The following is a 22,055-nucleotide window of genomic DNA, read 5'->3' on the forward strand; positions in this document are numbered from 1 at the left end:
TCATACATGATATTTGTCATTTTATGTCTGTGGTTCAAATAGTAATTTTGATGTAAACTAAATCCGTCTTTATGAAAATTTCATTAACCCAGAAATACAATGTACCTGGCCCAAGATACACTAGTTATCCTACGGTTCCTTATTGGAATGAAACCGCTTTCACAGTTGAAGAATGGAAAACATCTTTTCAAAAAGCATTTTCAGAAAGCAATTCAAAAAACGGAATTAGTCTTTATATTCATCTTCCTTTTTGCGAAAGTATGTGTACTTTTTGCGGATGCAATAAACGAATTACAAAAAATCATTCTGTTGAAGAAAAATACATTCAGGCACTTTTAAAAGAATGGAGTTTGTACTGCAGATTACTACCAGAAAAACCTCTTATAAAAGAAATACATTTAGGCGGAGGAACACCTACTTTTTTTTCAACCAATAACTTAGAACATCTTATTAATGGCATTTTTAGTTTTGCTAATAAAGCTGAAAATCATGAATTTAGTTTTGAAGGACATCCTAACAATACGACTTACGAACAACTTAAAAAGTTATATGATTTAGGCTTTCGCCGAGTGAGTTTTGGTGTTCAGGATTATTCAGAAAAAGTGCAGAAAGCGATCAATCGTATTCAGCCTTTTCATAATGTTGCGAAGGTTACTTTTTGGGCAAAAGAAATTGGCTATAAATCTATCGGACACGATATTATATTTGGACTGCCTTTTCAAACATTAGAAGATGTTGTTGATACGGTTGAGAAAACAAATTCCTTAAAACCAGACCGACTGGCTTTTTACAGCTACGCTCACGTACCGTGGATCAAAGGAAATGGACAACGCGGATTCAATGATGAAAATCTTCCAAAAGATGCTGAAAAGAGACAGCTTTATGAAATAGGCAAACAGTTACTTTCTGTTAATGGTTATCATGAAATTGGTATGGACCACTTTGCTTTATCTTCAGACAGCCTATTTCATGCTGCACACAATAAAAAAATGCATCGAAATTTTATGGGTTACAGTGCTTCAAAAACACAGCTTATGATTGGTTTAGGAGTTTCTTCGATTAGTGACAGCTGGTATGGCTTTGCTCAAAACACTAAAAATCTGGAAGATTATTATCAAATTTTAGAATGGAATCAACTTCCGGTTGTAAAAGGTCATATTTTAATTGAGGAAGATCTTATCATAAGAAAACACATTTTGAATTTAACCTGCGAACTTGAAACTTCCTGGAGTAAAGATTCTTTATATTTTAAAGAATTACCTCAAGTTTTAATAGCTTTAAAAGAAATAGAAAACGATCAATTAATTGTAATTGAAGAAAATAGAATCAAAATTACTAAAGCTGGCAGACCATTTGTCCGTAATATTTGTATGGCTTTTGATTTACATTTAAAAAGAAAATCACCGGAAACTAACTTGTTTTCGATGACGGTTTAATGACAATTCGGAGTTCCCTGAACAAATAAACTCATATTTGAAGGAGATAAATAGGGAATTCCTAAACCTAAACCTCTTAGAATAAATAACACCCCAATTATAATCGCTACATAGGGAATTGCTTTTTGAATTTTATTTCGAAACGGTAATTTTAATAATGAATTGACGTAAACTACAACTGTCATTAGAGGAATCGTTCCTAATCCATACAATAACATATACAAAACTCCTAAGCTCGCACTCTGCATAGCGATTGCCCCAAATAAGGCAACATAAACCATTCCGCATGGCAGGAATCCGTTTAATAGACCAATTGTAAAAAGAGATTTGTAGCTTTTCTTTTTAAACTGACTTCCTAAACTTGATTTTATATTGGAAATAACTTTGTAAACAGGTTTTGAGAAATTGTATTTAACGAATACTTTTTCAGGTATTAAAACAATTAAAATCATGGTAATACCAATAAGTATAGACATTTTTTGCTGCATTCCTGCTAAGAAAAAACCTCTCCCCAACAATCCGAAGATTAAACCAATTGTCGAATAAGCAGTTAATCTTCCAAAATGATAGGTAATAATCTGCGTTACTTTTTTAGCTTCATTTTTATGATCAACAGGAAGCATCATAGCAATTGGCCCGCACATGCCAACGCAATGCAGACTGCTGATAAGACCTAATATGAATGCTGAAAATAACATTTCTATTAATTTACGTAGATTACTTCTTTTGTTAGGTATTTTTTACCCTCATACTGCCATTCCATATTTACATCCCAACGGCCTTTTATTAATTTTTTTTGCGGTATTAGTATTGAAGAATTGGTCAAAGCGATTTCAGTATTAAAATCAAATTTTTTGTTTGAAGGTCTGTACAATAAAATATTTCCTTTTATTTTATTACTTTCAAAAGTGGCAGGAAAAGTAACTTTTACACCTTCTTCTTCAAACTTTACTATAGGTTTATGCTGCAAATCATGTGCATTTTGAATTCTGGCCATTTCCTCCTGAAAATGAGTGTCGTGTTTGTAATATTCTTCTACTACCAAATCATTATCATATTTACTATTTGATTGTACTTCAAAAACAAAGTATAAAATAAAGGTCATAAACAAAGCAAATGCAATGACAATTCCGGTTCCCCAATTAATTTTCATGATACTATATATTTTAATTAAAACTTCGTGGTCCTAAGAAATTTGTAGTTGTGGTTTCGAGCAGTTCTTTACCGTTGTAAACGCCAATTTTTACATTAGTTTTGTCACTTTCCAGTAAAACTTCATCTATTTCTATAAATAAAGTTCCTTGTGAAATAGCTTCTTTTGCCACTTTAAAATGCTCTTTCCCTACATTATTAATTTCACCTTTCTGATCGATTAATTCAAAATGAATATCATTATAATCTTTCATGGTTTTGTTGACAATTTTATAGGTATAAACATTACTTATCTTATCTCCTTTATGCTGAAAAAGCTGTCCAGGTAAGCGCAGAATAACGGCCTGAACATCCGTTCTTAAAAACAACATACCGACAAAAACACCCAATAGAATAAAAAGTACTGCACTGTAACCTTTCATTCTCGTAGTAAACTTAAAAGGTTCTTTCTTAACAATCTCATCTTCTGATGCGTAACGAATAAGACCTTCTGGCAATCCTACACTTTCCATTATGTGATCGCATTCGTCAATACAAGCGGTGCAATTTGTACATTCTAATTGAGTTCCATTTCGAATATCAATTCCCATTGGACAGACATGAACACATTGAAGACAATCAATACAATCTCCTTTTCCGGTTAAAACTCTGTCTTCCTTTTTATTGAATTTTGCTCTTCCGGTTTCTTTTTCTCCTCTTACAAAATCATATGCGACATTTATAGATTTGTTATCTAAAAGAACGCCTTGCAGTCTTCCGTACGGGCAGGCAATAATACAAACCTGTTCACGAAACCAAACAAAAACAAAATAGAAAACTCCGGTAAAAATAAGTAGTGCAATAAAATTACTTGACTGTTGAACTGGTCCTTGCTCTACCATTAATAGTAAAGCATCACTCCCAACTAAATAAGCCAGAAAAATATTGGCAATACCAAAAGAAATCAAAAAGAAAATAGTCCATTTAGTCAATCTTTTTTTGATTTTCTCACCATTCCATTCCTGTCTTGCTAAACGTGATTGTGAACCGCGGTCTCCGTCAATCCAATATTCGATTCGGCGAAAAACCATTTCAAGAAAAATGGTCTGTGGACAAATCCATCCACAAAATATTCGACCAAAAACAACAGTAAATAAAAGTATAAAGACAACGCCAATAAGCATTGAAATTACAAAGAGGTAAAAATCCTGCGGCCAAAAAGGAAAGCCGAAGATATTAAAACGACGTTCAATAATATTGAACATCATAAACTGGTTTCCGTTTACTTTTATAAACGGATTTATTATCAAAATTGCCAATAAAATATAGCTGACAATTTTTCGATAATCATAAAATTTACCAGACGGTTTCTTCGGGAAAATAAATTTCCTTTTACCACCTTCATCTATTGTTCCAATGGTATCTCTAAAAGCTTCGTCTGGTAAATTTGACATGATATTCTAATTATTTTTTAACTTCTGTGGTATCTTTTTTTGTATTGGCTGCTGCATCTGTTTTAGGAGCACTTTCATCTACCCAAACATCACCTTCTGGTGCTTTTGGTTCTTTTGGATTTGATCCTTGCAATGATAAAATGTAACTCGCTACTTTTTGAATTTCTTTTGGTTTCATACCGTTTGTTTTCCAGGAAACCATTCCTTTTCCATCACGTCCACCATTGGTTATGGTATGAAATACATTTTTAATTCCTCCACCTAAAATCCAATGGTCATCTGTTAAGTTAGGTCCAATTTGTCCTCCTGCATCTGCTCTGTGACAAGCCGCACAATTCATTGCGAAAATTTCTTTTCCTGCAGCCAGACTTGCATCATCAGTCAGTAAAACAACCGTCTTTTCATCCATTAAATCCGGAGCAGTTTTTAAGTATTCTTCGACGTCAATTTTAGCTTGTGCCATTTCTTTTTTAAGCTCCATTTCCTGATCATCAGCTCCTAATACATCATAACGAACTACATAGATTACTCCAAAAATGATACAGATATAAAATAAATAAACCCACCATGGCGGTAAATTATTATCAAGCTCTTTGATTCCGTCATAATCATGATCCATCAATAAATCAGCCTCTTTAGACATAGGTTCTGTCTTAGTAAGCTTGTGCATTAGTTCTTTAAACCAAGTGCTTTCCTGAAGACTTAAACTATTCTCATAATCTAATTTTGCTTTTTCTTCTGGCGATAGTAATTGATACATTACTCGATTTACAGCACTTAGCGTAACTTCGATAGCAATTAAAATAAACAGAAAGACAAATAAAAAGACTGATACCATTGGGTATTTTATAAAAGCAGGTCTGTCACCTGAATCTATACAATATTCCATCAAAGCAAATACGATGAAGAAAATCAGCGGTACTCTAACATATACTGGGAAAAACTTTTTCATTTTTATCTATCTTTTGAGATTATAACTTGCCCTTCTTCTAAAGGTATATTACTCATTTCCTGAATTTTATCTTTTTTATAAGAGAACACCCAAATGCCCAGTCCTACGAAAAAGAAAAAGAAAATCAAGAGGGAAAGTATCGGGTAAATTTCTACACCCGATATTGTTTCCATATTGTGTTTTATTTGTTCAAACATAATGCTGTTATTTAGAAGTTTCTTTTACTTTAATATCAGTACCAAGTCTTTGTATATAAGCAATCAAAGCAACAATTTCTCTTTCATTCATCGGAATGAATTTTTCACCTTTTGCAGCCGCTTTTTTACGACTGTCTTCATAACTTTTTACAAAGTCAGGATCATTTTCTAAGCTTTTCTCTATTTTAACCGCCTGATCTCTTAATGTTTTTTGTGCATTTGCAACTTCTTCTGGCGAGTAAGGAACTCCAAGTGAAATCATCACATTCATTTTCTTTTGAGTCAATGAAATGTCTAAAGGTTTATTATCAAATAACCATTTATATCCTGGCATAATTGAACCTGCAGATGTACTTTGCGGATTCCACATGTGGTTAAAATGCCAGTTGTCATTGTACTTACCCCCTACTCTTAACAAGTCTGGACCTGTACGTTTTGACCCCCATAAGAATGGATGATCGTAAACAAATTCCCCTGCTTTTGACTGAACTCCGTAACGCTCAACTTCACTTCTAAACGGACGGACTGATTGTGAGTGACAACCTACGCATCCTTCTCTAATATATAAGTCACGTCCTTCAAGTTCTAAAGGTGTATATGGTTTTACGCTTGAAATAGTTGGAATATTTGATTTTACCATAATCGTTGGTACGATTTGAATAACTCCTCCAATTAAAATGGCGATTGTAGCCAAAATGGTTAACTGAATTGGTTTTCTTTCTAACCAAGAATGGAATTTTTCTCCACTTAATCTGTTACTGCTTATTTTTTGTAATGCCGGAGCCTGTGCTAATTCATCTTCAATTGTTTCACCAGCTCTAACTGTCATGATAATGTTGTAAACCAATGTCAGCATTCCTATTAAGTACAAACTACCTCCAATTGCTCTCATCCAATACATTGGCATAATTGCAGTTACTGTTTCAAGGAAGTTTCCGTAAGTTAAAGTACCATCTGGGTTAAATTGTTTCCACATAGATGCTTGTTGGAAACCTGCAACGTATAATGGAATTGTATAAACTATAATACCTAAAGTACCAATCCAGAAATGGAAATTTGCTAATTTCTTAGAGAACAATGCTGTTTTTGTCATTCGTGGAATCAACCAATAAATAATAGCAAATGACATAAATCCGTTCCAGGCTAAAGCACCAACGTGTACGTGAGCAACGATCCAGTCGGTATAGTGCGCAATAGCATTTACGTTTTTAAGAGATAACATTGGGCCTTCAAAAGTTGCCATTCCGTAACCCGTAATGGCTACTACGAAGAATTTTAAAACTGGTTCTTCACGAACTTTATCCCATGCACCTCTTAATGTTAAAAGTCCATTAATCATACCTCCCCAAGACGGAGCGATAAGCATTATTGAAAATGCAACACCTAAATTTTGAGCCCAGTTTGGTAAAGCAGAATATAACAAGTGGTGTGGCCCTGCCCAGATATAGATAAAAATTAAAGACCAAAAGTGGATAATTGACAATCTATAAGAGTAAATAGGACGATTAGCAATTTTTGGAACGAAGTAATACATCAATCCTAAAAACGGTGTTGTTAAGAAAAATGCAACCGCATTATGTCCGTACCACCATTGTACCAATGCATCCTGAACACCAGCGTATACGGAGTAACTTTTTAATCCTGAAACAGGAATTTCAATGTTATTGAAAATATGCAATACCGCAACGGTTACAAATGTTGCCAGATAAAACCAAATTGCAACATATAAATGACGTTCCCTACGACGCAGCATGGTTCCTATCATATTAATTCCCATTACAACCCAAATTAACGCTATTGCAATATCAATAGGCCATTCAAGTTCTGCATATTCCTTTGAAGAAGTATATCCTAATGGTAATGTAATGGCTGCGGCAACAATAATTAACTGCCAGCCCCAAAAATGCAGATTACTTAAAAAATCACTAAACATTCTGGCTTTCAGCAATCTTTGCATTGAATAATACATCCCTGCAAAAAAGGCATTCCCAACAAAGGCAAAAATAACAGCATTAGTGTGTAAAGGCCTCAAACGACCATAACTAAGCCATGAAATCCCATCTGTAATATTGGGAAAAAGGTACATAACCGCTAAGGTCAGTCCCACTAACATACCCACAACTCCAAAAAGAATGGTGGCGTAAATGAATTTTTTTACAATTTTGTTGTCGTAATAAAACTGTTCCATTTCCATAATTTATACTTGTTTTTCTTCGATTGATGAATTATTATTTTGGGAAATAATTTTGGTCTCGTCATCAAAAAGAATTCTGACCGAGGGCGTATAATCGTCATCATATTGTCCAGATTTGACAGCAGCGATAAAGGCAATAAAGAAGCAAATTGCCACGAAAATACTTACTGAAATTAAAAGATAAATAACACTCATACCGTAAATTTATGTTAACAAAATTACTAGGTCAGAGGCGTTTAAAATATGATAATTATCATGCTTATAGAAGAATGTTAAAATTAAAAAAAATAATCTTACAATTATTCAAAATTAACATAAATTCCTACAGCTTAAATAGTTAGACATAAAAGTTACGAAACTTACAATCGTAATTGTACTTAAAGGCATGATGATTGCAGCCACTAAAGGAAGCAGGTTTCCGGTAACAGCAAAAGTAAGTCCGACTATATTATAAAGAAGTGATAAGCCAAAACTCATTTTGATAATCAGGATCGATTTATAAGAGAGTTTTAAGAAGTAATTTAATCGAGAAAATTCACCCGCATCAAGAATTGCATCACAAGCCGGAGAGAATACATTTACGTTTTCAGAAACTGAAACACCAAGATTACTTTGCGCCAAGGCTCCCGCATCATTTAGACCATCTCCTACCATCATAACATTCTTTCCGGTTTCTTGCAGTTTCTTAATAAATTCTAATTTCTGCTCTGGTTTTTGGTTAAAAATTAATTCTGTATTTTTAGGTAAAATAGCTTCCAGATTTTCTTTTTCACCGTCATTATCTCCAGAAAGGACTTTAATATTATATTCTTTGTTAAGTGTTGCAAACAATTTTTCAAGACCTTCACGATATTGATTTTGGAAGATGAATTTTCCGTAATATGTATTGTTGATTTTAATATGCAGCGAGGTTCGTTCTATTTCTGAAGAGTCCAAAATCGGGCTTTCAACAAACGATGAAGAACCTATTTTCACTTCTTTTTCTTCGGCAAAAGCCAAAATTCCTTTTCCGGTAATCTCTTGAAAATCATCAATTTTAATTCTGTCATATTCCGGCAAAAAATCATATAGCATCCTGCTTAGAGGATGATTTGATCCTCGAAGAACATTTTTTATTAATTGTAAATTTTCACCTGAAAAATCAATTCCTTCATATAAAATATTTGACTTTATGTTCGTCGTAATAGTTCCGGTTTTATCAAAAACAATTGTATCGACTTTAGCCAATTGTTCGATTACTAATGCGTTTTTAAGATACATTTTTTGTTTTCCCATTATTCTGAGAATATTTCCAAAAGTAAACGGAGCCGTAAGGGCAAGTGCACAAGGACAAGCTACAATTAGTACTGCTGTAAAAACATTAAAAGCAATATTGACATCGATAAATATCCAATAACCGAATCCCGCAAAGGCAATAAGCAGTAAAATTGGAGTGAAATAACGGCTTAAAGCGTCCGTAATTGTTTTGTGTTTTTGCTCTACTTTTTTCTGAAAAATTTCGTTGCTCCATAATTGAGTCAGATAACTTTGCGAAACAGAATGCAGTACTTCCATTTCGATTACTTTTCCAATTTGTTTTCCGCCGGCAAATATTTTGTCTCCTGATTTTTTTGTAATTGGGACAGCTTCTCCGGTAACAAAACTATAATCAATTTCGGCCTTTTCGCTCATTAAAATTCCATCTACCGGAATTAATTCCTGATTACGAATCAATAGTCTGTTTCCTTTTAAAACATCATAAATTGGAACGCTATCTTCTGAAAAATCAGCATTGATTCTGGTTACCGCGATTGGAAAATAAGATTTAAAATCTCTTTCGAAACTTAAAAAACTATAAGTTTTTGTTTGAAACATTTTTCCTAGCAGCATAAAGAACACCAAACTGGCTAAACTGTCAAAAAATCCCGGACCGTGATCCATTAGCATATCATAAGTACTACGGATAAACATTACAATAATTCCCAAAGCAATTGGGATATCAATGTTTAACATTCTGGTTCGTATACTATGATAAGCTGAAACGTAATAACCGCTTGCAGAATATAAAAAACTTGGCAATGCTAAAAGAAAAATTAAAATTCTGAAAAAAGGTTTATAACTATCTAACCAGAATTCTTTGATTTCAAAATATTCAGGAAAAGAAAGCAGCATTATATTTCCGAAACAGAAAAAGGCAACGCCTACTTTATAAGTTAGACTTCTGTCGACTTTATTTTTGCCTGTTTCGTAATTTTCTAAACTGATATAAGGTTCATAACCTATTGAATTTAATAAATATACAATTGATTTTAGAGAAACGGTTTCTGAATTGAAGGTGATCCGAACCTTTTTTTCGGGGAAATTAACTTGTGAAGTGCTGATTCCGAATTGTAAACGGTTGAGGTTTTCAAGAATCCAAATGCATGAACTACAGTGAATATGCGGAATATTTAATGAAACTATTGAAGTATTTCCTTCCTGAAATTCGAGAACTTTAGCTAAGATTGCTTCGTTGTCTAAAAAATCATATTTGCCCTGAATGTCTTGGGGGGTAGCACCCGGCGATTTTTCAAAATCATAATAGCAGGTTAAATCATTTTGACTGAAAATTTCGTAAACCGTTTTACAACCCGTACAACAAAATTTTTTGTCATCAAAATTGATTTCTTCATTTTTAGGAATGGTTAACCCGCAATGAAAGCAACTCTGCTCGCTCATAATTTGTTTTTTTAATTAGCAAAATTCCAAATAAGCGGTGATTATAACTATGACATTTATCATGTTCTAAAGAAATCTAACCCTAAATTAATGAAATAATTTGTCAAATCGAAATAATACCTTTTTCTACGTATTTTTAGCCGTAAAAGCACTTTTATACCGCAAGAATTGGTTAATTTTGTACCAAATTACTCCTGCTATGAATAAATGTGATCAATGTATTGTTCGTCAGCTTTCATCTTTAAAAGCCCTAAATAAAGATGAAGTTGTAAAATTAGCTAATAGCAAAACTACCTACACAATTAAAAAAGGCGAAGCTATTTTTGAAGAGGGCGAAGTTACTAATGGTGTTTTCTGCGTTAAGGACGGAGTTGGAAAACTCTCAAAATTGAGCGCCAACGGAAAGGATCAAATCGTTAAACTTGTAAAATCCGGAGAACTTTTAGGACAGCGTTCGATGATTAGTAATGAGCCTGCAAATTTATCTGCAAAGGCTATTGCTGACATGGAAGTTTGTTTTATTCCGAAATCTGAAATCTTACATTTCTTTAATAACAATAATCAGTTTTCTTTGAATTTGATGCAATCTGTATGCGAAGATTTGAAAGAATCAGAAAATGATAAAATTGCCTTGGTTCAAAAAACGGTAAAACAACGTTTGGCAGAAACTTTATTGCATTTACATGATGAGTTTGGAGAAAATGAAGATAAAACTCTAAAAGTACAACTTACAAGAGAGGAACTTGCGGGAATAATTGGAACGGCAACAGAAAGCTGCATCCGCTTATTATCTGATTTTAATAAACTGGAGTTAATTGAATTAGTGGGTAAAAAAATTATGCTTAAAAATGTAAAGGCATTAAAAAGAATGGCTGAATAAATTACTGCTTTTTGGCTTCGTTCCAAAAAACATCCATTTCTGCCAAAGTCATATCCATTAAAGGTTTTCCTAATTCGCCGGCTTTACTTTCTAAATATTGAAAACGCTTGATGAATTTTTTATTTGTGCGTTCCAGAGCATCTTCCGGGTTAACATTTAAAAACCTTGCATAGTTAATCATAGAGAATAAAACATCTCCAAATTCGGCTTCAATTTTATCCTGATCGCCAGCCTTAACTTCAACTTGAAGCTCTTCTAGCTCTTCCTGAACTTTATCCCAAACCTGATGAGGTTCTTCCCAATCAAAACCAACACCTTTAACTTTATCCTGAATTCGACTTGCTTTTACTAATGCCGGCAAACTTCTTGGAACACCTTCTAAAACAGATTTTTTACCCTCTTTAAGTTTTAGTTTCTCCCAGTTTTGTTTTACTTCTTCTTCATCTTTTACAACCGTATCAGAATAAATATGAGGATGGCGGTGAATTAATTTATCACAGATCTCGTTACAGACATCTGCAATATCAAAATCATTCGTTTCTGAGCCTATTTTAGCATAAAAAACAATATGCAGCAGTAAATCTCCAAGTTCTTTTTTTACTTCGTTTAAATCATTGTCTAAAATGGCATCACCTAACTCATAGGTTTCTTCAATCGTTAAATGTCTCAATGTTTGTAATGTCTGTTTTCTATCCCAAGGACATTGCTCACGAAGTTCATCCATGATAATTAATAATCTTTCGAAAGCTTTGAGTTGAAGTTCTTTGCTCATTTTTTGAATTTTTTATGAATTGACCAGATACTGTAAAAGTAAAAAATCCCGTTAAAAAATATCTTAACGGGATCAATATATTTGAATTCAGAAAATTATTTTTCTTCTTTTTTAGCTTTTGGCTTTTTTGCAGCTGGTGCTTTTTTTGGTTTTTCTTCAACAGCTGGAGTTTCTTCCGGAGCTTCAGCAGCAGCCGGAGCTAAATCAGTAACTAAACCTTTAGCCTGAAGTGTGTTGTACCAGTTTAATACTTTTTTAATATCTGAAGGATAAACTCTTTCTTCATCATAATCCGGTAAAATTTCTTTGAAGTAAGCGGCTAAAGTTGCATTATCTTCTTTGTGAGAAATCGCCTGACCTTTGTTTTCTTTAGCAGCAATTTTTTGCATTACTTCAGTCAATGGTTTTTCTCCTTCGTGTGTATAAATTGAAATTTCTGATAGTAAGCTTACATTACTTTTTAAGTTTACTGTGATTTTTTTTCCGTCTAATAATGATTCTGCCACAAAACCTGTACGAGTCTGCACTTTCAATACATATAAACCTGGTTTCCCAGAAATGGCTAAAATTTTGTCTAAATTCATGTTTATTAAAATTAGTATTAAGAATTTTTGTCTTTTATTAATGCTCTAATTATTTAGAACTTTTATCTCCCTTTTTTTGCAGCAGCAAATTTCATTCTGTACTCTTGAAAAGTCTTGCCTTCGGTAATGTTTTTTAATTTCTTTTGAATCAAACGCTTTTTCAAAGAAGATATTTTATCCGTAAATAAAATGCCTTCGATATGATCGTATTCGTGCTGAATAACTCTTGCTATTAAACCATCAAAAACTTCTGTTTTCACTACGAAATCTTCTTCGCAATATTCAATAGTAACAGTTGGTTTTCTGTAAACGTCTTCGCGAACGTCCGGAATACTTAAACATCCTTCATTAAAACTCCACTCCTCACCTTCTTCTTTAACAATTTTAGCATTTATAAAAGTTTTTTTGAAACCTTTTAAATCTTTCTGCTCATTTTCTGGTAAATCCTCATCGTCGCTAAAAGGAGTTGTGTCAATAACAAATATACGAATAGGAAGACCAACCTGCGGTGCCGCAAGTCCAACTCCTAAAGCATTATACATGGTTTCATACATGTTTGCTATTGTCTCTTTTAAGTTTGGATAATCTGGCGTAACTGCCGTTCCCACTTTTCTTAAAACAGGATCACCATATCCTACAATTGGTAAAATCATTTGTAATTATTTAATGTTTTATCTAATGAAAACCTTATATTAGGGTTAACATATTTCAGCTGGCAAAAATAGTAAAAAATAGTCAACGATTAGCTGTAAAGCCACATTATAACAAATTTTTATATGCTTTGGAAAACTCCACCATAATTATGCCAAAATATTTCGTACAATTCTTAACTTTGCTAGTAAACCTCATGATATGCTCGATCGAATCTCGAAATTTACAAACAGTACTTCTTTTTTAAATGCATCAAAAGTTACTATTGCATCGGTTGTACCTGTTATAATTTTGAATTTTTTAGGGCATTTTGAAATAGGTTTTACTATTGCGCTTGGTGCTTTTTATACGTATCCAAGTGATATCCCGAGTTCATTAAGCCACAAAATCAAAGGATTGATTGTTGCTTCTTTAATTGTTTCGGGTGTAAATTTATTAGTAAATCTTGCCTACCCTTTTCCTCTTTTATTTTATCCCTTTTTAGGATTTTTATTGTTTTTATGCTCTATGATTTCGGTTTACGGACAGCGTGCCACTTTGGTTTCGTTTTCTGCTTTATTGTCGATTTCATTATCATTTGGGCATTTACATACTGGCTGGGAAGCTTTTCAATATTCAGGGTTTATTTTTACGGGAGGGATTTTATACCTTATAGTATCGCTGGTTTTTCATTTTGTACAACCTTATAAATATGTAGAATTACAAATTGCCGAGGGGATAAAACTGACTGCAAAATATTTAAAATTAAGAGGCGACTTATGGAGCCCGGCTGCTGATCGTCAAAAAATCATAGAAAAACAATTAGCAATACAAGTTGATCTCAATTTAATTCATGAGGATTTAAGAAAAATGCTGATTGGAAATCAAAATACATCAGCAACTACAACCCAAAATCGAAAAATGCTTTTGGTCTTTATTACTTTGGTTGAAATTCAGGAATTGGCGCTTTATACGTCGTTTGATCACAGTAAACTTCACGAAAAATTTGCAAAACATCCCGAAGTTCTTCGAACTTATCAAAATGTTGCTTACAAACTGGCCTCTACACTTAAAAAGCTTTCGAAAAATGTGCATCATATCGCTGTTTATGTAGATAAAAATGATCTGAAAAACGAATTAGATGCGCTTGAGTTTGCCATTTTTGATTACGAAAAAACTTTAGGTAAAGAAGAAGCTGCAGAAGGTGTTTTGATGCTGACCAATATGCTGAAATATGCTAAAAATCAGGTTGGAAAAATTAAAATTATCCAACGTGCTTTGTCGCTCGCAATGCAGTCTTATAAATTAAAAGATAAGGACAAAGAATTAGAAAAATTCTTAACACCGCAATATTATCCTATAAGAACTCTTATTGAAAATTTAAGTTATTCTTCGTCAATATTCAGGCATTCGCTTCGATTAACAATTACCATTTTAATTGGTTTTATAATCGGAAAATTTCTGCCGTTTCAAAATGTGTATTGGATTTTATTAACGATTGTAGTAATCATGCGTCCGGGTTATGGTTTAACCAAAGAGCGTTCTTATAATAGAATCTTCGGAACCATTTTAGGAGGCCTTCTCGCATTTGGAATTGTTTCTGTAATTCAAAATCATGTTGCTTTAAGTATTTTCTCGATTGTATGTATGCTTTTAGGAATTTCCTTTACCCAGATCAATTACAAAATAAGTGCCACATTTGTAACAATGTATGTGGTGTTTATTTACGGGATTTTAACACCAAACGTGGTCGAGGTAATTCAGTTTAGAATATTAGATTCGCTTGCCGGAGCAACTCTGGCTTTTCTTGCCAATCAGTTTTTATGGCCGGCGTGGGAATTTATCAATACGCCAATTCATATTGAAAATTCGATCAGGGCAAATCGTAATTACCTTAAAGAAATTGCTGATTTTTATAATAAAAAAGGTGAAATTCCAACGTCTTACAGATTATCCCGAAAGAATGCTTTTGTTGAAATAGGAAATTTAATGACTTCTTTTCAACGAATGATGCAGGAACCAAAATCGAAACAGAAAACAATGCCGCTGGTTAATAAATTGGTGGTTTTAAATCATTCTCTTTTATCTGCTTTAGCATCTTTATCGACTTATATTCAATCACATCAAACAACATCGGCATCAGAATCTTTCAATTATATTATAAAAACTATTTTATTAAACTTAGAACACTCGATTTCTATTTTAAGAAACGAAACTATTATAACGGATACTTTTTTTGACAAAGAAGATGTGACTTTGCAATTTGAAGAACTTAAACGTAAAAATTTCACACGTCTTGCTACTGACGATGAATTAGATAAAGAAACGCGTCAGGCCAAAATGCAGGAAGCTTCGATGGTTATTGAACAATTAATCTGGATGAGTAATCTTGCAGAGAAAATTTTAAAAATAACAAAAGAATTAAAAGCAGTAAAAAATGATTAACATAGTTTTTACCAATAAAAAAAGGACTTAGATAACTAAGTCCTTTTTTTATTAAACTGAAGTTTTATTTTATTTTTAAAACTTCTGCAGTATGTTTTCTCATTTCTGCTAAAAGCTCTGGCTTATCATTTAGCGTTTTTCCATAAGATGGAATCATTGTTTTCATTTTAGCCTCCCATTCTGGTGTTTTGATTTGGTTTGTAAAACATCTGCTGATTAAATCAACCATAATGGCAACTGCAGTTGATGCTCCCGGAGAAGCTCCTAATAATACTGCTAAAGTCCCGTCATGTGTAGTAATAACTTCTGTACCAAATTCAAGAACTCCGCCGCCATTTTCACCTTTTTTAATTACCTGTACACGCTGACCGGCTTTTTCTAATTTCCAATCTTTAGAACGTGCACTTGGCAAATATTCACGAAGTGCTTTCATTCTGTCTTTTGGGGACTGACGCACCTGCTCAATTAAATATTTTGTTAGTGGAATATTGTGAAATCCGGCAGAAAGCATCGGAATTAAATTGTTTGCTTTTATTGATAATGGCAAATCTAAATAAGATCCATTTTTAAGGAAACGTGTTGAAAATCCAGCAAATGGTCCAAAAAGAAGCGCTTTCTCACCATCAATTACACGTGTATCAATATGCGGAACAGACATTGGAGGCGCACCTACACTTGCCTTTCCGTAAACTTTTGCCTGATGTTTTGCAATAACTTCCGGATTTGTACATTTTAACCATTGACCGCTTACCGGGAAACCGCCATAACCATCTCCTTCCGGAACATTTGCTTTTTCTAATAATGGCAATGAACCGCCGCCGGCTCCAATAAATACAAATTGGGTATATGCTTTTCTTTTTTGACCTGTAGCTAAATCGGTGATTTTAATTCTCCATGATTTATCCTCACGCTGTCTTAATTTCTGAACTTCGTGATTAAAATATAAAGTTACTCCGTCTAATTTTTCAAGATAATTAAACATGCTTCTGGTTAAGGCTCCAAAATTTACATCGGTACCAATTTCCATGTGTGTTGCCGCTAATTTTTCTCCTTCTTCTCTACCTTCCATTACAAGAGGCATCCATTCTTTCAGCTGATTAAAATCTGTACTGAATGTCATTTCAGAAAAAATTGGATTACTTTGAAGTGCTTCGAATCTCTTTTTAAGATATTCGACGTTTTTATCTCCCCAAACGAAACTCATGTGAGGAACACTTTTAATAAAATTTTCTGGAGAAGGAACTTTATTCTGCTGTACTAAATACGACCAGAACTGGCGTGAAATTTCAAAAGATTCTGCTATGCTGATGGCTTTTTTTGGATCAATACTTCCATCTGCTTTTTCTGGAGTATAATTTAATTCACAAAAGGCAGAGTGTCCGGTTCCTGCATTATTCCAGGCATCCGAGCTTTCAGCCGCTGCCACATCTAATCTTTCGTAAATTTCAATTTTTATATCGGGCTGCAGCTCTTTCAAAATTAATCCAAGAGTTGCACTCATAATTCCAGCTCCAATAAGCACTACTTCACTATTGGAACGTATTGTATTGTCAGGCATAACAGTAATTTGTTTTAAAATGCAAAGGTACTTTTTTCAATCGCAAAAAAAAACTAATTTTTACATGATAAAAGTTAGAAAATTATAAATTTTTCTAAAAATGAAGATTTAATCTAAAATAAACTTAAAAACGCTTAGACGAAAGATAATCCTGAAGCATAATGGTTGCCGAAATTTCATCGATAAGTCCTTTGTTCTGGCGTTGTTTTTTACTAAGTCCGCTGTCAATTATAGTTTGGAATGCCATTTTTGAAGTAAAACGCTCGTCAACACGAATTACTTTCATTTCCGGAAAAATATTCGAGAAATGAGTTACAAAACCGTTAATCACAGATGCACTTTCTGATGGCTGACCGTTCATTTGTTTTGGCTCGCCAATTAAAACTGCTTCTACTTTTTCTTTAGCAAAATAATCTTTGAGAAAATCAATTAAAGTATGAGTAGGAATTGTGGTTAAACCCGATGCAATAATCTGCATTTCGTCAGTAACAGCGATTCCAGTTCGTTTTTGTCCGTAGTCTATGGAGAGGATTCTTGGCATTTTATTTTAATTTAACAATACAAATATAAACTTATTTAAATTGCTGCTTTTAAATTAAAACCAAAAGGCCCGCTCTGAATAAATCAAAACGGACCCGAACCTAAATATTTAAAACTAAAAATTATTCTTATTTATCGATTAAATAATCTGCTGAAAAAACCTCTATGCTCTTCTTCTTCTCCATCTTGTTCTTCTTCATAATGAGCAAACTTTGCCTGATTTTTTTCATGATCGTAAATTAACTCCTTTATATATTCAATATATGATTTCTTTTTTTCTTCTAAGAAACCAATCAAATATTTCTCGCTAAACTCTACACCGCTTGCCGCTTCTATTTGAAGCAACTTTTTATACAATGGTTCAATATGCATTGCAACCACTTCTTGAGGAACAGCTTGTCTTCTTCCAAAATAATTTACAATTACGCCGTTTTCATCTCTTGCAATATCAAAATCTGTAATTACCCAATAGTATCTTCCTGATTTTGCCAGATTTTTTACAATTGCATGAAAGTTTTTTCCATTTTTAAGATTTTCCCAAAGCACTTTAAAAATAACTTTTGGCATATCGGGATGACGTATAATATTATGCGGCTGCCCCATTAATTCATAATCCTCGTAACCACAAACGTCGACAAAAACTTCATTGGCATATTCAATAATACCAAAGGCATTTGTTTTGCTCATAATTACCTGCGTTTTATCCCACGTAACTTCTTTATCGATAACGGTAACTGGGGTTCGAAGTTGATTTTCCTGATTCATGTTTAGTAGATTTTATATGTTTTGGATTGGTATTTTTAATGCTGATTTCTCAGAATTAATCCGACAAAAGTAGATTGAAGAAAAAGCAAAGAATCTGATATTTGTCATATTTTGATATAAAAAAAACTTTTAGTGACAGAAGATTAAAATCAAAATTGTATTCTAAAAATTTAATTTATCAAATTAAAAACAAAAAGTTATACTTATAACACTTTCAATTCCGTTTACTTTTTTGCTTTTCAGCAAATACGTTATCTTTGCCAAAAATTTAAACTATGAATTCTTTACAGACTATAATTGAGCAAGCTTGGGAAAACAGAGCTTTATTACAAGAAAAAACTACAACTGACGCTATTAGAGAAGTTATCGAATTAGTTGATGCAGGAAAATTACGTGTTGCTGAACCAGTTGGTGATGCTTGGCAGGTAAACGAATGGGTTAAGAAAGCAGTTGTAATGTATTTCCCAATCCAAAAAATGGAAACATGGGAATCTGGTATTTTCGAATATCACGATAAAATGCTGCTAAAAAGAGGTTATGCTGAAAAAGGAATTCGTGTTGTACCAAATGCTGTGGCGCGTTACGGAGCTTATATTTCAAGCGGCGTTATTTTGATGCCGAGTTATGTAAATATTGGTGCTTATGTTGACGAAGGAACTATGGTTGACACTTGGGCAACTGTAGGTAGCTGTGCACAAATTGGTAAAAACGTTCACTTAAGCGGTGGTGTTGGTATTGGTGGTGTTTTAGAGCCATTACAAGCTGCTCCGGTAATTATTGAAGACGGTGCTTTTATTGGTTCTCGTTGTATTGTTGTAGAAGGTGTTCACGTTGGTAAAGAAGCTGTTCTTGGTGCTAATGTTTGTTTGACTGCTTCAACAAAAATTATTGATGTTACGGGCGACGAACCAGTTGAAATGAAAGGTTTTGTTCCTGCACGTTCTGTTGTAATTCCTGGAAGTTATACTAAAAAGTTTGCTGCTGGCGAATTTCAGGTTCCATGTGCTTTAATTATTGGTACTCGTAAACCATCTACAGATTTGAAAACTTCATTAAATAATGCACTTCGCGAATACGACGTTGCAGTATAATTTATAAAGAACAAATAAATTAAAAAATCCAAATTCCAATTGATTATGATTGGAATTTGGATTTTTTTTGCTTCAATTTGTAACCAATTAAAAGATTCCCTTTTTAGATGAAGATACTTGTTATTCAACAAAAAATGATTGGAGACGTTTTAGTCAGCAGTATTATTTGCAATAATCTGCGTACTGCTTATCCAGATGCTCAAATAGATTATTTGGTTTATGCTTCGACAACTCCGGTTTTAGAAGGTAATTCAAGTATTGACAACATCATTTTATTTGAAGAAAAACATCGAAAAAGTAAAAAAGAATTATTGAAACTTGGTTTTCAAATTCGAAATGAAAAATACGATTTAGTTATTGATGCTTATTCAAAATTAGAAAGCTGGATATTAATATTTTTAAGCAACGCCAAAAGAAAAATTTCCTATAAAAAACCCGGAAGAAATTTTCTTTATACAGATAATGTTCCTTTTGCACCTTTTCCTAAAACCAATTTAGGATTGGCAATCGAAAGAAGGCTTTCATTAATAGAACCTTTAGATTTAAAAGTTGAAATAGATCCAATTCCAAAATTATTTGTTTCTGAAAAAGAAAATCAGGAAGCTTTAGCGGTTTTTGAAAAACATAATGTTCGCAAAGACAGAAAAACGGTAATGATCAGCCTTTTGGGAAGCGAGAAATTAAAAACATATCCGCTGGAATTTATGTCGAAAGTGGTTGATTATATTGCAGATAATGCTGATGTAAATATTCTTTTTAATTATTTCCCAAAGCAGATTGAAGACGCAAAAACCGTTTTTAACGCCTGTAAACCTTCAACTCAGGAAAAAATATATTTTGATTTATTAGGAGGCGATTTACGTTCGTTTATTGCGATTATGAATCAATGTGATTTAATTATAGGAAATGACGGCGGCGCAATAAATATGGCTAAAGCCTTAGGGAAACCCTCTTTTATAATTTTTTCTCCTTGGATTGAAAAGAAAATCTGGGCTACATTTGAAGACGAAATCCACCATTTATCTGTGCATTTAAAAGATTATCGTTCTGATTTATTTGGACAGAAATCTGAAAAAATGCTTAAAAAAGAAGCTTTGTCTTTATATGAGGAATTCAAACCTGAATTTTTCAAAGACAAAATTGAATCGTTTCTAGAAAAAAACATCAGCTAAAAATGATTTCGCCTCCAAAACAACTTTTATCGGCTTTACTGATAACTTATAATGAAGAATCTAACATACGTCAGGTTCTTGATAATTTGGCTTTTGCCGATGAAATCATCATTGTAGATTCTTTTAGTACCGACAAAACTTTCGAAATTGCGTCAACATATCAAAATGTGAAGATTGTACAGCGTGCTTTTGATAATTTTGCCCTTCAGCGTAATTATACAATAGATTTAGCTTCAAATTCATGGATTCTTTTTATCGACGCCGATGAACGATTAAGCCCTGAATTGCAGCAAGAAATTATTACCGAAATAAATCAGCCAAAAAGTGCTTCTGCTTATTTTTTCAGTAGAGATTTTATCTTCGAAAACAAGAAACTGTATTTCAGCGGCTGGCAGAATGATAAAATTATTCGCCTATTTAGAAAAGAAAATGCACGCTATAATAACAATAAAATTGTGCACGAAAAACTAATTGTAAAAGGAGAAATTAGAAAATTAAAACACAAATTAACACACCATTCTTATTCTAATTACGAGGATTATAAGCAAAAAATGATTTTTTACGGGCATCTAAAAGCGCAGGAAGAGTTAACAAAAAATACTAACCCTAACTTTTTTCATTTCTATATTCGGCCTGTTTATCAGTTTTTAAACCAATATTTATTGAGACTCGGCTTTTTAGATGGAAGAAAGGGAATTATTATCTGTTACTTGAATGCTTTAAGTGTATCGGTTCGTTTTCAGGAACTTAAAAAAATACAGAAACAAATTAAGATTTCTTCCAGAACTTAAGCTTCTTTTTCAATCTTTTCTTTCTTGCAAATTCTTCCTGAAAATTAGAAGTGGCCTGCCACATTTTTTCGAAAATTTCTGTTTCAGATTTAGCAGTATAGAATTTAGAATATTCATTACTCATAACAGCGATCATTTCTTTTTTAGGCGTTAAACGGCTAAAATTATTCATGCGCTGCTCAAAACTCATATTATCATGAAAATTCATTCGGTTTAAATCGACCAAAAAGAAACTATACATATTGTTTTCGTTCTTTTTAATTAATGTATTTCCGGGCGAATGATCTAAAAACTCTACTCCTTTTTCATGAAGATCAAAAGTAAATTTTGTAAACTGTCTTAAAATGTTATCGTTATCAGGATACTCAGGAATTTCTACCAATTCTCTATAAGTCAGTTCTGTAATTAAATGCTCGCTGGCATAATAACTGTCTTTTAAACCGACTAAATTAAAGTTTTCAAGGAATGCGATTGGCTCTGGGGTACCAATTCCTTTTTCTAATAAAATAGTAGCATATTCAAATGAACGTCTTGCTTTTGACTTTCTAAAATATCTGTATGCTATTTTGTTAACTATGTTCGGAATTTTAAATGATTTAATATTTATTGTCTTTCCGTCTAAATCAAACAATTTAATCTTATTACGATCTCCATTTCCAAAAAGTTCACCAGACGAGCCAAACGTTTTGATTGTGTCAAGAATTGACGGAGCACTATTTTCGAAAGAAGGATTTACTTTAAAATTCATCAGTAGTTTTTTATAAGG

General features: G+C 32.9%; 21 protein-coding genes. 6 read left to right on the plus strand and 15 right to left on the minus strand.

What is annotated here, in order from left to right; genetic code table 11:
- Window positions 1–71: 71 nt before the first annotated feature.
- Window positions 72–1,436 carry an oxygen-independent coproporphyrinogen III oxidase gene (hemN, locus tag ASD98_RS16125; RefSeq protein ID WP_056206191.1) on the plus strand — a complete coding sequence of 455 codons (1,365 nt, stop codon included), beginning with the start codon at window positions 72–74 and terminating at the stop codon, window positions 1,434–1,436.
- Here the strand turns inward: hemN and ASD98_RS16130 are convergent.
- The 8 genes from ASD98_RS16130 to ASD98_RS16165 all read right to left on the minus strand — a co-directional run bounded on the left by ASD98_RS16130 (window position 1,433) and on the right by ASD98_RS16165 (window position 10,061).
- A complete protein-coding gene (locus tag ASD98_RS16130) occupies window positions 1,433–2,134 on the minus strand; it encodes a sulfite exporter TauE/SafE family protein (RefSeq protein WP_056206193.1) in 702 nt (233 codons plus the stop codon). The genes hemN and ASD98_RS16130 overlap by 4 nt on opposite strands.
- Window positions 2,135–2,139: 5 nt before the next feature.
- Window positions 2,140–2,589, minus strand: coding sequence for a FixH family protein (locus tag ASD98_RS16135; protein WP_056206195.1), 450 nt, complete (start codon window positions 2,587–2,589; stop codon window positions 2,140–2,142).
- A gap of 13 nt (window positions 2,590–2,602) precedes the next feature.
- Window positions 2,603–4,021: a cytochrome c oxidase accessory protein CcoG gene (ccoG, locus tag ASD98_RS16140; RefSeq protein WP_056206197.1), complete on the minus strand. Its 1,419-nt coding sequence runs from the start codon at window positions 4,019–4,021 to the stop codon at window positions 2,603–2,605.
- Window positions 4,022–4,031: 10 nt separating this feature from the next.
- Complete coding sequence (locus ASD98_RS16145) at window positions 4,032–4,973, minus strand: cbb3-type cytochrome c oxidase N-terminal domain-containing protein (protein ID WP_056206199.1); 942 nt, start codon at window positions 4,971–4,973, stop codon at window positions 4,032–4,034.
- A gap of 2 nt (window positions 4,974–4,975) precedes the next feature.
- Window positions 4,976–5,170 (minus strand): CcoQ/FixQ family Cbb3-type cytochrome c oxidase assembly chaperone, encoded by a 195-nt coding sequence (locus ASD98_RS16150; protein ID WP_053473606.1) that lies wholly within the window; start codon window positions 5,168–5,170, stop codon window positions 4,976–4,978.
- 7 nt (window positions 5,171–5,177) lie between these two features.
- Window positions 5,178–7,364: a cytochrome-c oxidase, cbb3-type subunit I gene (gene ccoN / locus ASD98_RS16155; protein WP_056206201.1), complete on the minus strand. Its 2,187-nt coding sequence runs from the start codon at window positions 7,362–7,364 to the stop codon at window positions 5,178–5,180.
- A gap of 3 nt (window positions 7,365–7,367) precedes the next feature.
- Window positions 7,368–7,559 (minus strand): cbb3-type cytochrome oxidase assembly protein CcoS, encoded by a 192-nt coding sequence (ccoS, locus tag ASD98_RS16160; RefSeq protein WP_056206203.1) that lies wholly within the window; start codon window positions 7,557–7,559, stop codon window positions 7,368–7,370.
- A 114-nt stretch (window positions 7,560–7,673) separates the two neighbouring features.
- Window positions 7,674–10,061 carry a heavy metal translocating P-type ATPase metal-binding domain-containing protein gene (locus tag ASD98_RS16165; RefSeq protein ID WP_056206206.1) on the minus strand — a complete coding sequence of 796 codons (2,388 nt, stop codon included), beginning with the start codon at window positions 10,059–10,061 and terminating at the stop codon, window positions 7,674–7,676.
- A 199-nt stretch (window positions 10,062–10,260) separates the two neighbouring features.
- Here ASD98_RS16165 and ASD98_RS16170 point away from each other — a divergent pair, with 199 nt between their 5' ends.
- Complete coding sequence (locus ASD98_RS16170) at window positions 10,261–10,941, plus strand: Crp/Fnr family transcriptional regulator (protein WP_056206208.1); 681 nt, start codon at window positions 10,261–10,263, stop codon at window positions 10,939–10,941.
- Between the two features lies 1 nt (window position 10,942).
- Here ASD98_RS16170 and mazG read toward each other — a convergent pair whose 3' ends face one another.
- The 3 genes from mazG to def form a co-directional block, all read right to left on the minus strand.
- Window positions 10,943–11,713 (minus strand): nucleoside triphosphate pyrophosphohydrolase, encoded by a 771-nt coding sequence (mazG, locus tag ASD98_RS16175; protein WP_056206210.1) that lies wholly within the window; start codon window positions 11,711–11,713, stop codon window positions 10,943–10,945.
- A gap of 95 nt (window positions 11,714–11,808) precedes the next feature.
- Entirely contained in the window at window positions 11,809–12,297 is a 489-nt protein-coding gene (locus ASD98_RS16180; protein ID WP_056206213.1) for a DUF5606 domain-containing protein, read from the minus strand.
- A 62-nt stretch (window positions 12,298–12,359) separates the two neighbouring features.
- Entirely contained in the window at window positions 12,360–12,950 is a 591-nt protein-coding gene (gene def / locus ASD98_RS16185; protein WP_056206215.1) for a peptide deformylase, read from the minus strand.
- A 199-nt stretch (window positions 12,951–13,149) separates the two neighbouring features.
- Here def and ASD98_RS16190 point away from each other — a divergent pair, with 199 nt between their 5' ends.
- Window positions 13,150–15,372 carry an FUSC family membrane protein gene (locus tag ASD98_RS16190; protein ID WP_056206217.1) on the plus strand — a complete coding sequence of 741 codons (2,223 nt, stop codon included), beginning with the start codon at window positions 13,150–13,152 and terminating at the stop codon, window positions 15,370–15,372.
- 64 nt (window positions 15,373–15,436) lie between these two features.
- Here the strand turns inward: ASD98_RS16190 and ASD98_RS16195 are convergent, their stop codons facing one another.
- From ASD98_RS16195 to ASD98_RS16205, 3 genes are all read right to left on the minus strand, one after another.
- The gene (locus tag ASD98_RS16195) at window positions 15,437–16,930 is read right to left on the minus strand and encodes a malate:quinone oxidoreductase (protein WP_056206220.1); all 1,494 of its coding nucleotides are present in this window, start codon (window positions 16,928–16,930) and stop codon (window positions 15,437–15,439) included.
- Window positions 16,931–17,054: 124 nt separating this feature from the next.
- A complete protein-coding gene (gene ruvX / locus ASD98_RS16200; RefSeq protein WP_056206223.1) occupies window positions 17,055–17,471 on the minus strand; it encodes a Holliday junction resolvase RuvX in 417 nt (138 codons plus the stop codon).
- Between the two features lie 131 nt (window positions 17,472–17,602).
- Window positions 17,603–18,235: a PAS domain-containing protein gene (locus tag ASD98_RS16205; RefSeq protein ID WP_056206225.1), complete on the minus strand. Its 633-nt coding sequence runs from the start codon at window positions 18,233–18,235 to the stop codon at window positions 17,603–17,605.
- 275 nt (window positions 18,236–18,510) lie between these two features.
- Between ASD98_RS16205 and ASD98_RS16210 the strand changes: the two genes are divergently transcribed.
- The 3 genes from ASD98_RS16210 (at window position 18,511) to ASD98_RS16220 (ending at window position 21,289) form a co-directional block, all read left to right on the plus strand.
- The gene (locus tag ASD98_RS16210; protein WP_056206227.1) at window positions 18,511–19,326 is read left to right on the plus strand and encodes a 2,3,4,5-tetrahydropyridine-2,6-dicarboxylate N-succinyltransferase; all 816 of its coding nucleotides are present in this window, start codon (window positions 18,511–18,513) and stop codon (window positions 19,324–19,326) included.
- Window positions 19,327–19,433: 107 nt separating this feature from the next.
- Window positions 19,434–20,498: a glycosyltransferase family 9 protein gene (locus ASD98_RS16215; protein ID WP_056206229.1), complete on the plus strand. Its 1,065-nt coding sequence runs from the start codon at window positions 19,434–19,436 to the stop codon at window positions 20,496–20,498.
- Window positions 20,499–20,500: 2 nt separating this feature from the next.
- The gene (locus ASD98_RS16220) at window positions 20,501–21,289 is read left to right on the plus strand and encodes a glycosyltransferase family 2 protein (RefSeq protein ID WP_056206232.1); all 789 of its coding nucleotides are present in this window, start codon (window positions 20,501–20,503) and stop codon (window positions 21,287–21,289) included.
- Here the strand turns inward: ASD98_RS16220 and ASD98_RS16225 are convergent.
- Window positions 21,267–22,037: a hypothetical protein gene (locus tag ASD98_RS16225; protein ID WP_056206234.1), complete on the minus strand. Its 771-nt coding sequence runs from the start codon at window positions 22,035–22,037 to the stop codon at window positions 21,267–21,269. The genes ASD98_RS16220 and ASD98_RS16225 overlap by 23 nt on opposite strands.
- Window positions 22,038–22,055 lie beyond the last annotated feature (18 nt).

The organism is Flavobacterium sp. Root186 (genome assembly GCF_001428525.1).
Classification (GTDB): Bacteria; Bacteroidota; Bacteroidia; order Flavobacteriales; family Flavobacteriaceae; genus Flavobacterium.

Bases quoted from the DNA above. Each gene is read 5' to 3' on its own strand.
- ASD98_RS16130 (WP_056206193.1), bottom strand. From the start codon at position 2,134: ATGTTATTTTCAGCATTCATATTAGGTCTTATCAGCAGTCTGCATTGC.
- ruvX (WP_056206223.1), bottom strand. From the start codon at position 17,471: ATGCCAAGAATCCTCTCCATAGACTACGGACAAAAACGAACTGGAATC.
- ASD98_RS16225 (WP_056206234.1), bottom strand. From the start codon at position 22,037: ATGAATTTTAAAGTAAATCCTTCTTTCGAAAATAGTGCTCCGTCAATT.
- ASD98_RS16145 (WP_056206199.1), bottom strand. From the start codon at position 4,973: ATGAAAAAGTTTTTCCCAGTATATGTTAGAGTACCGCTGATTTTCTTC.
- ccoS (WP_056206203.1), bottom strand. From the start codon at position 7,559: ATGAGTGTTATTTATCTTTTAATTTCAGTAAGTATTTTCGTGGCAATT.
- ccoN (WP_056206201.1), bottom strand. From the start codon at position 7,364: ATGGAAATGGAACAGTTTTATTACGACAACAAAATTGTAAAAAAATTC.
- ASD98_RS16215 (WP_056206229.1), top strand. From the start codon at position 19,434: ATGAAGATACTTGTTATTCAACAAAAAATGATTGGAGACGTTTTAGTC.
- ASD98_RS16135 (WP_056206195.1), bottom strand. From the start codon at position 2,589: ATGAAAATTAATTGGGGAACCGGAATTGTCATTGCATTTGCTTTGTTT.
- ASD98_RS16165 (WP_056206206.1), bottom strand. From the start codon at position 10,061: ATGAGCGAGCAGAGTTGCTTTCATTGCGGGTTAACCATTCCTAAAAAT.
- ASD98_RS16195 (WP_056206220.1), bottom strand. From the start codon at position 16,930: ATGCCTGACAATACAATACGTTCCAATAGTGAAGTAGTGCTTATTGGA.
- ASD98_RS16190 (WP_056206217.1), top strand. From the start codon at position 13,150: ATGCTCGATCGAATCTCGAAATTTACAAACAGTACTTCTTTTTTAAAT.
- ASD98_RS16210 (WP_056206227.1), top strand. From the start codon at position 18,511: ATGAATTCTTTACAGACTATAATTGAGCAAGCTTGGGAAAACAGAGCT.
- ASD98_RS16150 (WP_053473606.1), bottom strand. From the start codon at position 5,170: ATGTTTGAACAAATAAAACACAATATGGAAACAATATCGGGTGTAGAA.
- ccoG (WP_056206197.1), bottom strand. From the start codon at position 4,021: ATGTCAAATTTACCAGACGAAGCTTTTAGAGATACCATTGGAACAATA.
- hemN (WP_056206191.1), top strand. From the start codon at position 72: ATGAAAATTTCATTAACCCAGAAATACAATGTACCTGGCCCAAGATAC.
- ASD98_RS16220 (WP_056206232.1), top strand. From the start codon at position 20,501: ATGATTTCGCCTCCAAAACAACTTTTATCGGCTTTACTGATAACTTAT.
- mazG (WP_056206210.1), bottom strand. From the start codon at position 11,713: ATGAGCAAAGAACTTCAACTCAAAGCTTTCGAAAGATTATTAATTATC.
- ASD98_RS16170 (WP_056206208.1), top strand. From the start codon at position 10,261: ATGAATAAATGTGATCAATGTATTGTTCGTCAGCTTTCATCTTTAAAA.
- ASD98_RS16180 (WP_056206213.1), bottom strand. From the start codon at position 12,297: ATGAATTTAGACAAAATTTTAGCCATTTCTGGGAAACCAGGTTTATAT.
- ASD98_RS16205 (WP_056206225.1), bottom strand. From the start codon at position 18,235: ATGAATCAGGAAAATCAACTTCGAACCCCAGTTACCGTTATCGATAAA.
- def (WP_056206215.1), bottom strand. From the start codon at position 12,950: ATGATTTTACCAATTGTAGGATATGGTGATCCTGTTTTAAGAAAAGTG.